This is a genomic window from Streptomyces sp. 5-10 (assembly GCF_014712245.1).
Lineage (GTDB): Bacteria > Actinomycetota > Actinomycetes > Streptomycetales > Streptomycetaceae > Streptomyces > Streptomyces violaceusniger.
This window is the reverse complement of the sequence record NZ_JACVYG010000042.1, coordinates 90,288-101,235: the sequence shown is the minus strand read 5'-3', so window position 1 is coordinate 101,235 and position 10,948 is coordinate 90,288. Positions and strand designations below refer to the sequence as shown.

Sequence of the window (10,948 nt, the reverse complement as noted above, 5' to 3'; positions counted from 1 at the left end):
CTGGGGCCGCCTCCGCGCCGTCCGGCGGGGAGCGGCGGCCCGGCCGGCTGCGCCGCCTCGGCCTGCTCGCCCGCCGCGAGGCACGGCGCAGCGCGCTCGCGGCGGTCAGCGGGCTCGCGCTCGGCCTCGCCTTCCCGCCGTTCGGGGTGTGGCCGCTGTCCCTGGTGGCCGTCGCCGCCCTGGCCCTGCTCACCCACGGCCGGACCGCCCGCCAGGGCGCCTGGACGGGCTTCGCCTTCGGGCTGCCGTTCTTCCTGCTGCTGCTGAAGTGGCTCAGCGTGGTGGGCTGGGACGCGGTGGTGGGGCTGTCCATCATCGAGGCGGCCTTCCTCGCGCTGATGGGCGCGGGGCTGGCCCTGGTCTCCCGGCTGCCGGTACCGGCCCTGTGGCCGCTGTGGACGGCCTGTCTGTGGGTCGCCGAGGAGTGGGCCCGCGACCGGGTGCCCTTCGGCGGCTTTCCCTGGGGCCGGCTGGCCTTCGCCAACACCGGCTCGCCCTACACCCCGCTCGCCGCGCTCGGCGGCGCCCCGCTGGTCACCTTCGGCGTCGCCCTGACGGGCGGAGCGCTCGCCGGTGCCGCGCTCGCCCTGTGGCGGCTGCGCTGCGCCGGGGGCTTCTCGCCGCGCCGCGCCCTGCCCGCCGCCGGGGCCGTGGCCGTCGCGGCCGCCGTGACGGCAGCCGGATTCGCGGTGCCCATCCCCACCGCCGCCGACGACTCGGTCGACATCGCGGTCGTCCAGGGCAATGTGCAGCAGCCCGGTATGGACTTCCTGGGCCGCCCCATGATGATCCTCGACAACCATGTGAAGGCGACCCTGAACCTGGCGAAGGACGTCAAGGCGGGCCGGATCGCCAAGCCCGATCTCGTCATATGGCCGGAAAACGCCTCCGACCTCGATCCCTTCCAGTATCGGGAGGCATACGCCCGGATCGACGAGGCCGTGAAGTCGATCGGCGTTCCGGTGCTGGTCGGGGCCCTGGTCGACCATCCGACCAAACAGGGCTATGTGGAGAACCAGGGCATCGTCTGGGACCCGAAGAGCGGCCCCGGCGCCTCGTACACCAAGCAGCACCCGGTGCCCTTCGGTGAGTACGTCCCCTTCCGCCAGGAGCTCAGCAAGATCATCACCCGGCTGCAGCGGGTGCCCCGCGACTTCTACCCCGGTGACCACACCGGTGTGCTGAAGGTCGGCCCGGCGCGGCTCGGCGATGTGATCTGCTTCGAGGTCGCCTACGACGAGATCGTGCGCGACACGGTCAACGCGGGCGCCCGGGCGATCGTCGTCCAGACCAACAACGCCACCTATGGACGCAGCGGCCAGCCCGAGCAGCAGCTGGTCATGTCCAAGCTGAGGGCGATCGAACACGGTCGACCGGTGATCACCGCGGCCACGAGCGGGATCAGCGCCGTGGTCTCCCCGGATGGCACGATCGAGCAGCGGACGAAAGAATTCACGCAAGATGTGCTCACCGCGCGCATCCCGCTGCGTGACGGCAAGACCCTGGCCGACCGCGTCGGTGCGACCCCCGAGTGGGTGCTCGCTATGGTGGGCGTTCTGTCCTGCGCGGCCGCGATCATGATCGGCCGTCGGGGACGTATGGACGAGAAGGGGCAGTAGCCGTGAGCGACGCACGCGAGGCCGAGGAGCCTGGCACCAAGGCCGACGAGCCGAGCGCGAAGGCCGGGGAGGCCGGCGCCGGGGCCGAGGAGCCGCGCCGTAGCAACGAGGGCCAGGACGACGGTGGCCGGCGGAAGTACGGTCCGCTCGGCACGACCTTGGTGATCATCCCGACCTACAACGAGGCGGAGAACATCAAGCCGATCGTCGCGCGGGTCCGGGAGTCGGTTCCGGACGCGCACATCCTCGTCGCGGACGACAACAGCCCGGACGGCACGGGCAAGGTCGCCGATGAGCTGGCTGCCGAGGACGACCACGTCAAGGTCTTGCACCGCAAGGGCAAGGAGGGCCTCGGCGCCGCCTATCTGGCAGGGTTCCGCTGGGGCATCGAGCACGGCTACGGCGTGCTGGTGGAGATGGACGCCGACGGCTCCCACCAGCCCGAGGAGCTGCCCCGGCTGCTCACCGCGCTCAAGGGCGCGGATCTGGTGATCGGCTCCCGCTGGGTGCCCGGCGGCCGCATCGTCAACTGGCCCAAGTCCCGCGAGTTCATCTCCCGGGGCGGCAGCACCTACTCCCGTCTGCTCCTCGACGTCCCGATCCGCGACATGACGGCGGGCTACCGCGCGTTCCGCAAGGAGACGCTCGAGGGCATCGGCATGGACGAGGTGGCCTCTCAGGGCTACTGCTTCCAGATCGACCTGGCCTGGCGGGCCATCAAGGCGGGCTTCCACGTCATCGAGGTCCCGGTCACCTTCATCGAACGCGAGCGCGGCGAGAGCAAGATGAGCCGCGACATCGTCACGGAGGCGGCCTGGCGGGTCATGTCCTGGGGCGTGGGCTCGCGGGTCAACAAGGTGCTGGGCCGCAAGGATTCCAAGGAGTCCTAAGCAGGTCGGAGGAAGTCCGCTACGGTTCGGGCAGCGCCCCGAAGGGGCGCGGGGCTGTGTCGATGTGCGGCTCCGCCGCGCGGCTGTGTCGATATGCGGCTCCGCCGCGTGGGACCAGCCACGACGGCGCCGCAGTCGGCCAACGACGCATGGCGCCACTTCCCGCGGAGCGCTCAGGCGGGGCGCGGCGCCCGCGGCGGGCTGCTCCCCTCCCCGCCCCTTCCCACGACTGGGGCTGAGGCCCCGGGCCCCGAGGCCCAGGGGCGAAGCCCCCGCCGCGCGGCGGAGCCGCGTATCGATGCCGCGGGAAGGAGCGGGGAGGCCCCGCACCTCGGGCCCGGCTCTCCGATCCCCGCGGCCGATCCCCGCGGCCGGGCCGCGCTCCGCGCCCGGAGTAGCCCCGCGGGCGATGTTCCGCCCCGTACCGGACACTTGAGGCGGAAGGAGGCGGAACATGGCCAAAGCGACCGCCAAGAGCGGAAAGACGTCGGGGCGCCGCATGGCGGCCCGCGGGGGCGCCAAGTCGGGCGGCATGGAGACGCGGACCAAGGAGGACCTGTACCGCGAGGCCCAGAAGGCGGGCATCGAGGGCAGGTCCCAGATGTCCAAGAGCCAGCTGATCTCGGCACTGCGCCACCGCTGACCGATGACCGCTGACCGCTGGCCCATGGGACCGGGCGCGCCCCGGTCCCGGCGGCTCAGCGGATCCCCGGGACGGTCAGCACCGTGAGCAGCGCCGCCCCGGCGACCAGCCAGGCGACGTAGTCGCCGATGTGCCCGGACTGCAGTCGTCGTACGGGCGCGAGGAGCGCGGCCGCCCCGGTGTGGACCGGCCGCCGTACCGCCAGTGTGGCCAAGGCGATGGCGAGGGCCGCGGAGAGCAGCCCGAGCAGGATCCCGGTCAGCTGCCAGTGCGGTGGCGGATGCGCCGGGGCTGCCGCGGCGTGTCCGTCGAGGACCGTCCGCCGGTAGCCGCCGGTGTCGGTGAACAGCGCCCCGGCCCGGCCCACCGCGGACGCGACGGCCGGGATCACCCCGAGGGCCAGCGACGCGGCCAGCAGCGCGGCGGGCACCGCCAGCAGCGGCACCGGGATGCGCCCGAGGCGGCCGCCGGTCTCGGGCTCCTCCTCGCCGGTGGTCTCCGGGCCGCCCTCCTCCTTCCCGGGCCGCCGGCCCACTCCGGCGAAGATCCGCAGCCCGGCGCGCAGCACCGCGCCCCCGGTCGCCGCCGACACCAGGACGTAGAGCGCGGGCAGCCATCCGGCGGTGTGCCCCGCGGCCTCCTCCGCGGCGGCCTTGCCGAGCCCGGAGGCGAACGGCGGCAGCCCGCTCAGGGCCAGCCCGCCCACCGCGAACAGGACGCCGACCTCCGGCAGCTCCCGGGCCCGGCCGAACAGCTCGTGCTCGTCCACGGTCGCGTACCGGTCCAGCAGCACCCCGACGCAGGCGAAGAGCGCCGCCTTCACGCCCGCGTGGCCGAGCACGTACAGCGCGGTGCCGGAGATCCCCTCGGGGGTCAGCACGGCCACGCCGATCAGGAACAGCCCGGTGTGGGCCACGGTCGAGAACGCCAGCAGCCGTTTGAGGTGGCGCTGCTGCCAGCACATCGCCGCGCCCAGCAGCGCCGTGAGGACGCCCAGCACCAGCAGCGCGCGGGTCACGTCGGGGTGGGAGAGCCCTCCGGGCCCGGAGAAGACCGTCCAGTAGACCCGGGCGACCCCGTAGACACCGAGCTCCACCATCACCCCGGACAGCAGCATGCACACCGGCGTCGGCGCGACCGCGTGTGCGTCGGGCAGCCAGAAGTGGAACGGAACGGCGGCCGCCTTCACCAGCAGACCGGTCGTCACCAGGACGAACGCGGCGAGTACCAGCCCGTCCGGCCCGTCCGCGTCCAGCCTCCGCCCGATCTGGGCGAACCCCAGCTCCCCGGTGCGCGCGTACAGCAGGGTGATGCCCAGCAAGGTGGCGTAGCCGCCGAGGGAGTTCACCACGCCGAAGGCCAGCGCGCCCTGCAGCGGTTTGGGCTCCTCGACGCGGAAGCCGGTCAGCGCGTAGGCGACCACGCCCATCAGCTCGAAGAAGACGAAGGCGTTGAACAGGTCGCCGGTCAGCGCGAAACCGCACATGCCCGCCTGGAACACCAGGATCAGCGCGGGGAAGGAGCCGGTGTGACGGCGCGGCGGTTCCTCGAAGTAGCGCCAGGAGTAGACCAGGACGGCGACGACGAGCAGCGAGACCAGCGCCGCGAGCCCGGCCCCCAGCGGATCGCCGACCAGCACGATGCCCACCCGCCGCCAGCCGCCCACCCACTCCACCGGATACGTCCCCGGTCCGGGGTGACCGGCCCGGAACAGCACCAGGAGCGCCAGTGCGGCGGTGGCGGCGGCGAAGGCGCAGCCCACGATGTCGGAGACGAGGCGGGGCAGCCGCCGTCCGGTGGCCACCAGCACCGCCGCGCCCAGCAGCGGCACGGCCACCACCAGCGGCAGCAGTCGCGCGGTGTCCACCCGATCAGCCCTTCAGCTCGGACAGGGCGTCCGGGTCGACCGTGCCGTGGCGCTTGCGGAGCTGGACGACGAGCGCGAGCAGCAGCGCGGTCACGGTCGCGCCGACCACGATGTCGGTGAGGGCGAGCGCCTGGACGACCGGGTCGACCACCCGGCTGTCGGTGGGCGCGTCGGCGAAGACCGGGGCGGTGCCGCCGTCGCGGTAGCCGACGGCGAGCAGCAGCACATAGGTGGAGGACTGGGTGACGGCCAGGCATCCCACGGCATGGATGAGGTTCCGGCTGGTCACCAGCCCGTACACACCGATCAGAAAGATCCATCCGGCGACCAGATACGGCAGGACCGTCACGCTCGCTCCCTCTCCTCGTCTCCGTTGCCCCCGCTGTCTCCTGAGTCCCGCGGGCCCCCGTCGTCCTCCCCGGGCTCCTCGATCTCCACCGCCTGGTCCAGGAAACGGGCCAGCAGGACCACGATCCCGCTGGTGACCTCCAGGCCGACGGCCGCGTTGAGCACGGGCACCGTGCCGCCGGAGGACAGGGTCGCGAGGGTGCCGGAGGGCAGCACGTTCGCCAGGAACGCCGACCCCGCGAGGACGGCCGCGAGCCCGGTGATCACATACGCCGCCTCGCCCGCGGCCTCCCCGATCTCGTAGAGGGTCAGCGGCCGGACCCGCTCCAGCGCCCGGTAGTCGGCGGCGATGTAGAGCAGGTGCAGCGCGGTGGCGGCGACCACCCCGCCCTGGAAGCCGCCGCCCGGGCTGATCTGGCCGTGCGCGATCACATAGAGGCCCACCAGCAGCGCGCACGCCAGCGTCAGCAGCGCGAACCGGCGCACCCGGGGATGGACCACGGCGGGCTCGGGATCCTTGCGGTGCTCGTCCCGGGCCTGGCGGAGCAGCACCACGGTGCCGAGGACGGCGGAGAAGAGGATGGTCTCCTCGCCGAGCGTGTCGAAGGCGCGCAGATCGAAGTTGACGGACGCGATGACATTGGACGTGTGATGGCTCAGGGCGGCGCGCACGGCCCGGACGCCGTACGGGTGCGGGACGGTGCCGAACGCCGGCAGGTCGAAGCAGGCCGCCGCGAACAGCGCGGCGAACCCGGCGGCGCCCACGAGGAAGATCCACAGCCGGGCCCGGGCGCTCATCGCTCCCGGCCCGCCGGCTTGTCCGCGCCGTCGTCGCTCCCCGGGCGGCGCCGCACCTTGCGCACGGTCAGCAGGATCATCAGGGGCGTCACCGCGGAGCCGACGGCGAGCTGCGAGAGCGCGACGTCCGGCGCCTGGAGGAAGGTGAACAGCAGGGCCAGCGAGAGGCCGAGGAAGGACAGCACCAGCGCCTGCCGCACCGGGTCCCGGTTGAGCACGGCGGCGGTGGCGGCTCCCGCGACCAGCAGCAGCGCCACCACGATCAGCGCGTCGCTCATGCCGTGACGCCCCCCTTGCCACCGCTGGCGCTGGTCACCACGCTGCCCGCGATCAGCATCGCGCCGATCAGCAGGAGCTTCACCATGGCCCGGCCGGGCCCGGTCGCCACGCACAGCGGCAGCACCGTGGCGGGCACCCCCACCAGCGCCGTCCAGCGCACCAGCCGGGAGTCGGGCAGGACGTCCAGGAAGCGGGCGTAGATCAGCGTTCCGGTGGGGCCGAGCACGCTGACCACCAGCGCCACATCGTTGTACGAGGTCCGGTGGAAGCCCTGCGCGGCCAGCAGCAGCGCGAGACCGGTCAGCAGCGAGGTGAGGTTCTGGCCGATCAGCCGGTCCTTGGGCGAGCCGTAGGCGATCCGCCACAGCACCGGTACGAGCGCGAGCAGCGGCACCAGCGCCGCCGCCAGCCAGCCGTCGGAGGTGCTCACCGGTCCGCCACCGCCCGGCGCCCGGCGCGGGCGAGCACGGCGGCGGCCAGCGCGGAGGCCGACCCGACCAGGAGCTCCAGGGGGTCCACGGTGCTGATCAGCACCAGCCAGATCCCGGTCAGCGCCGCCCACCACACGAGGACTTCCAGCACAGCCGTCATTCGACACCTCCGTCGGCGGCGGGTACCCGGCCCGCCGCCGCCGATACCTCGCACCTTCGCGGATTCCGCCCGGTCTCCTCAAGGACTCCCGGAGCCTCCGGGACCCCTCGCGCGTTGGAACCCATGAGATCCCCTCGATCCCCTTGGCCGTGCGACCCGCGCTCCGTGTCGGCCACGGGCCCGGGCACACTTGGAGGCATGATGACCGGCGCATCGCAGCAGAGCGACCCGACCCGCCCGAAGCGCTCACGCGCCCGCACCTTCGTACCGCTGGGGATCGCCGCCTGGCTGGTGCTGGAGATCTGGCTGCTGACACGCGTGGCGGACGTCGCCGGCGGGCTGACCGTCCTCCTGCTGCTGGTCGCGGGCGTGGTGGTGGGCGGGGCCGTGGTCAAGCGCGGCGGCCGCCGGGCGTGGCAGAGCCTGGCCGGGTCGATGCGGCCGGGCGGAGAGGAGCCCGCCGCGCGGCCGGGAAGCTCCTTCACGATGCTCGGCGGGCTGCTGCTCATGGTGCCGGGGCTGATCTCGGACGCGGCCGCGCTGGTGTGCCTGTTCCCGCCGACCCGGGCGCTGCTGCGGCGCCGCGCGGAGAGCGCGCTGTCGCGCCGGATGGGCTTCGTCCCCGGATCGGAATCCGACCCGTTCCGCCAGGCCCGTGAGCAGTGGGAGCGCCGGGACGGACGGGAGCGCCCGGAGCAGGGCACGGTCATCCAGGGCGAGGTGATACGGGACGGGGACGACCGGGGCCGGGACGCCGACGGAGAGCCGGGGCCCGGGCTGCGGCCGCGCGACCGGGGCTGAGCTTGTTCTTCAAGGTCGGCCGGACCTTGAAGAACGAGCCGAGCCGCCGGGGCCGCACCTCACCGGCCCGCTCCACGCATATCCGCACGAGGGCCGGGGCCACTGCTCAGCAGTGGCCCCGGCCCTCGTACGTCGGGTGTTACCTCAGTGCTGCCGCTCGGTTCAGGCAGACTTACGGGTGTCCCGCGGATGCACGGCGATGTTCATGGCACCGGAGCGCAGGACCGCCAGCCGCTCGGCCAGCACCTCCTCCAGCTCCTCGCGGGTGCGCCGCTCCATGAGCATGTCCCAATGCGTGCGCGCGGGCTTGCCCTTCTTCTCCTCTGGACCGTCGCCGTCGACAAGGAGTGCCATGGCGCCGCACGCCTTGCACTCCCACTCCGGCGGGATCTCCGCCTCTACCGAGAACGGCATCTCGAATCGATGGCCGTTCTGGCATGCGTACTCCACCGCCTGGCGCGGGGCCAGATCGATGCCGCGGTCGGTCTCGTAGCTGGTCACCACGAGTCGCGTGCCGCGAAGAGCTCGCTCACTCATGAATCGTGCCTCCCGGGCTTGTCGCCCACAGGACAGGTGTCGCTGTCGTCGTCATCCGGTCAACGTCCGGTCGGCGGTGAAGATTCCCGTATTGGGACATGCGTCGCCCGTCGTGCCGCCCCGTTGTTCTACCCACAGGCGCCCGGTTTGTCACATCTGGCAGCAGATGTCACCCAGCGTTTCTGGTACTTTAGCGCGCAGTAACGGTCCGCCTGGTAGGCCGAGGGCGTACACTACCGCCCCGGCGGCCCCAGCCCTAAATCAGGTCCCGGACCTGCGGCTCGGCGGCGCCGCGCGCCACGATCCCAGAGCCCGTCCCGGCGGGTGCGGGAATCGCGAAGACACGCAGGAAGAACTGCGACAGCGGCCCGATGGCCAGCGCGAACAGTGCCGTGCCCACCCCCACCGAGCCGCCCAGCGCGAAGCCGGTGGCCAGCACCGTCAGCTCGATCCCGGTCCGCACCAGCCGGATCGACCACCCGGTGCGCCGGTGCAGCCCCGTCATCAGCCCGTCCCGGGGGCCCGGCCCGAACCGCGCCGAGATGTAGAGCCCGGTGGCCGCGCCGCACAGCACGATCGCGAAGAGCAGCAGCGGGATCCGCACCGCAAGCGCCTCCGGCTCCGGTACCAGCCACAGTGTGCCGTCCATCACAGGCCCGATCACCAGCACGTTCGACACCGTGCCCAGACCCGGCCGCTGGCGCAGCGGGATCCACAGCAGCAGCGCGGCGACGCCGACGACGACCGTCACGGTCCCGATCGACAGCGAGGTGTGCCCGGAGAGGCCCTGGTGGAAGGCGTCCCACGGGTCGAGACCGAGCGTGGCGCGCAACTGGAGCCCCATGGACACGCCGTAGAGCACCAGCCCCACGTAGAGCTGGGCAAGACGGCGTGGAAGGCGACGGCGTGGAAGGTCGGACAACGCGTGCTCCTGGTGTGAGTGGCCTGCGGCATGTCACTCTGTGGCCCGGAACCAGTCCAGTTCCACGGCCAATTTCCGAAAGGTGGACCGCATTCGATGAGTCCATGGACGTCCGCGGTCGGAGCACCCCAACTGGCCCGGCTGCTCGGGTCACAGCACACCCGCGACGGCGTGGCCGCCGGGGCCGCGGCCTCACTGACCGGGGGCCGCCGCGTCCCCGCCTACCGCTCGCTCGCCGACGGCGTACGGCTGCTCATCCTGGAGGGCCGGGTTCCGGTCGCGGCCCGCCTCCCCGCCGAGCGCGAGCTCGCGGCGGCGCTCGCGGTCAGCCGCACCACCGTCGCCGCGGCCTACGAGGCGCTGCGCGGCGAGGGGTTCCTGGAGTCCCGGCGCGGCGCCGGGAGCTGGACCGCCATGCCCGCCGGAAGCCCGCTGCCCACCCGGGGGCTCGACCCGCTCCCGCCCGAGGCCGCGGCTTCCGTGATCGACCTCGGCTGTGCCGCGCTGCCCGCCCCCGAACCCTGGCTCACCCGCGCCATGCGCGGCGCCCTGGACGAACTGCCGCCCTACGCCCACACCCACGGCGACTACCCCGCCGGGCTGCCCGCCCTGCGCCAGGCGCTCGCCGACCGCTACACCGCCCGGGGCATACCGACCATGCCCGAGCAGATCATGGTCACCACCGGCGCCATGGGGGCCGTCGCCGCCGCCTGCCGGCTGATGGTCCGGCCCGGGGAGCGGGTGGCCGTCGAATCGCCCAGCTACGCCAACATCCTGCAGCTGATGCGCGAGGCGGGCGCCCGGCTCGTCCCCGTGGCCATGGCCGACCGGCTCGCGGGCTGGGACATCCCGTCCTGGCGCCAGGTGCTCAGCGCCGCCGCGCCCCGGCTGGCCTACGTCATCGCCGACTTCCACAACCCCACCGGCGCCCTCGCCACCGAGGACCAGCGCCGTCAGCTCGTCGACGCCGCCCGCTCCGCCGGAACGGTCCTGATCGCCGACGAGACCATGGCCGAGCTGCGCCTGGACGACGAGGTGGAGCTGCCCCGGCCCGTCTGCGCCTTCGACCCGGCGGGCAGCACCGTGATCACGGTCGGCTCGGCGAGCAAGACCTTCTGGGCGGGGCTGCGGATCGGCTGGGTGCGCGCCGCGCCCGATGTCATCCGCAGTCTGGTCGCCGCCCGCGCCTACGCGGACCTGGGCACCCCCGTCATCGAACAGCTCGCCGTCGCCTGGCTGCTGAACACCGGCGGCTGGGAGGAGGCCATCGAGATCCGCAGGGAGCTCGCGCGCGGCAACCGCGACGCGCTCGTCGACGCCCTCCGGCGCCATCTGCCCGACTGGGAGTTCACCGTCCCGCACGGCGGGCTCACCCTCTGGGCCCGCACCGGCGGCCTCTCCGGCTCGCGCATCGCCGAGGCGGGCGCCCGGCTGGGGGTCCGGGTGCCGTCGGGGCCCCGCTTCGGGGTGGACGGCGCGTTCGAGGGGTACGTGCGGCTGCCGTTCACGGTCGGGGGAGCGGTGGCCGAGAAGGCCGCCACCCGGTTGGCCTCGGCCGCCGACCTGGTGGCCACGGGCGCCACGACCGAGGCCGAGGCGCCGCGGACGTATGTGGCCTGACGTGCCGTAACGCGCGCCGGTGCGGGAGGACTA

Annotated in this window: 13 protein-coding genes; 5 read left to right on the top strand and 8 right to left on the bottom strand. The window is 73.3% G+C overall.

The features are described from left to right. The first annotated feature begins 47 nt into the window (after positions 1-47). The 3 genes from lnt to IEJ02_RS34945 all read left to right on the top strand — a co-directional run bounded on the left by lnt (position 48) and on the right by IEJ02_RS34945 (position 3,152). Positions 48-1,619, top strand: a complete 1,572-nt coding sequence (lnt, locus tag IEJ02_RS34955) for an apolipoprotein N-acyltransferase (RefSeq protein ID WP_223864991.1) — start codon at positions 48-50, stop codon at positions 1,617-1,619. A gap of 158 nt (positions 1,620-1,777) precedes the next feature. After that, the gene (locus IEJ02_RS34950; RefSeq protein ID WP_223864990.1) at positions 1,778-2,509 is read left to right on the top strand and encodes a polyprenol monophosphomannose synthase; all 732 of its coding nucleotides are present in this window, start codon (positions 1,778-1,780) and stop codon (positions 2,507-2,509) included. Between the two features lie 454 nt (positions 2,510-2,963). Continuing rightward, a complete protein-coding gene (locus IEJ02_RS34945) occupies positions 2,964-3,152 on the top strand; it encodes a Rho termination factor N-terminal domain-containing protein (protein WP_020866919.1) in 189 nt (62 codons plus the stop codon). Positions 3,153-3,207: 55 nt separating this feature from the next. On the opposite strand, the gene IEJ02_RS34940 is transcribed toward IEJ02_RS34945, so the two are convergent. From IEJ02_RS34940 to IEJ02_RS34915, 6 genes are read right to left on the bottom strand one after another with little or no spacing between them, the layout of a single operon-like run. Beyond that, positions 3,208-5,019 (bottom strand): complex I subunit 5 family protein, encoded by a 1,812-nt coding sequence (locus IEJ02_RS34940; RefSeq protein ID WP_191068515.1) that lies wholly within the window; start codon positions 5,017-5,019, stop codon positions 3,208-3,210. 4 nt (positions 5,020-5,023) lie between these two features. After that, positions 5,024-5,368 (bottom strand): sodium:proton antiporter, encoded by a 345-nt coding sequence (locus tag IEJ02_RS34935; protein ID WP_191068514.1) that lies wholly within the window; start codon positions 5,366-5,368, stop codon positions 5,024-5,026. After that, entirely contained in the window at positions 5,365-6,165 is an 801-nt protein-coding gene (locus tag IEJ02_RS34930; RefSeq protein WP_191068513.1) for an MnhB domain-containing protein, read from the bottom strand. Before IEJ02_RS34930 ends, IEJ02_RS34935 begins: the two co-directional genes overlap by 4 nt. Beyond that, entirely contained in the window at positions 6,162-6,443 is a 282-nt protein-coding gene (locus IEJ02_RS34925; protein WP_191068512.1) for a Na(+)/H(+) antiporter subunit B, read from the bottom strand. Before IEJ02_RS34925 ends, IEJ02_RS34930 begins: the two co-directional genes overlap by 4 nt. Further along, the gene (locus IEJ02_RS34920; protein ID WP_191068511.1) at positions 6,440-6,874 is read right to left on the bottom strand and encodes a monovalent cation/H+ antiporter complex subunit F; all 435 of its coding nucleotides are present in this window, start codon (positions 6,872-6,874) and stop codon (positions 6,440-6,442) included. The genes IEJ02_RS34925 and IEJ02_RS34920 overlap by 4 nt, the downstream gene beginning before the upstream one ends. Further along, positions 6,871-7,035, bottom strand: coding sequence for a hypothetical protein (locus tag IEJ02_RS34915; protein ID WP_165556359.1), 165 nt, complete (start codon positions 7,033-7,035; stop codon positions 6,871-6,873). The genes IEJ02_RS34920 and IEJ02_RS34915 overlap by 4 nt, the downstream gene beginning before the upstream one ends. Positions 7,036-7,233: 198 nt before the next feature. Between IEJ02_RS34915 and fxsA the strand changes: the two genes are divergently transcribed. Next, the gene (gene fxsA, locus IEJ02_RS34910; RefSeq protein ID WP_370467174.1) at positions 7,234-7,836 is read left to right on the top strand and encodes an FxsA family membrane protein; all 603 of its coding nucleotides are present in this window, start codon (positions 7,234-7,236) and stop codon (positions 7,834-7,836) included. A gap of 162 nt (positions 7,837-7,998) precedes the next feature. Here the strand turns inward: fxsA and IEJ02_RS34905 are convergent, their stop codons facing one another. Continuing rightward, positions 7,999-8,373, bottom strand: a complete 375-nt coding sequence (locus IEJ02_RS34905) for an RNA polymerase-binding protein RbpA (protein WP_014056358.1) — start codon at positions 8,371-8,373, stop codon at positions 7,999-8,001. 256 nt (positions 8,374-8,629) lie between these two features. Beyond that, positions 8,630-9,295 (bottom strand): membrane protein YczE, encoded by a 666-nt coding sequence (gene yczE, locus IEJ02_RS34900; RefSeq protein WP_191068510.1) that lies wholly within the window; start codon positions 9,293-9,295, stop codon positions 8,630-8,632. A gap of 96 nt (positions 9,296-9,391) precedes the next feature. On the opposite strand from yczE, the gene IEJ02_RS34895 reads away from it, so the two are divergent. Further along, positions 9,392-10,915, top strand: coding sequence for an SCO1417 family PLP biosynthesis transcription factor (locus IEJ02_RS34895; protein WP_191068509.1), 1,524 nt, complete (start codon positions 9,392-9,394; stop codon positions 10,913-10,915). Positions 10,916-10,948 lie beyond the last annotated feature (33 nt).

What these genes read in the sequence shown, in the direction of transcription:
- IEJ02_RS34945 (WP_020866919.1), top strand. Translation starts at nt 2,964, where the DNA reads ATGGCCAAAGCGACCGCCAAGAGCGGAAAGACGTCGGGGCGCCGCATG.
- IEJ02_RS34930 (WP_191068513.1), bottom strand. Translation starts at nt 6,165, where the DNA reads ATGAGCGCCCGGGCCCGGCTGTGGATCTTCCTCGTGGGCGCCGCCGGG.
- IEJ02_RS34925 (WP_191068512.1), bottom strand. Translation starts at nt 6,443, where the DNA reads ATGAGCGACGCGCTGATCGTGGTGGCGCTGCTGCTGGTCGCGGGAGCC.
- IEJ02_RS34915 (WP_165556359.1), bottom strand. Translation starts at nt 7,035, where the DNA reads ATGACGGCTGTGCTGGAAGTCCTCGTGTGGTGGGCGGCGCTGACCGGG.
- fxsA (WP_370467174.1), top strand. Translation starts at nt 7,234, where the DNA reads ATGATGACCGGCGCATCGCAGCAGAGCGACCCGACCCGCCCGAAGCGC.
- IEJ02_RS34905 (WP_014056358.1), bottom strand. Translation starts at nt 8,373, where the DNA reads ATGAGTGAGCGAGCTCTTCGCGGCACGCGACTCGTGGTGACCAGCTAC.
- IEJ02_RS34895 (WP_191068509.1), top strand. Translation starts at nt 9,392, where the DNA reads ATGAGTCCATGGACGTCCGCGGTCGGAGCACCCCAACTGGCCCGGCTG.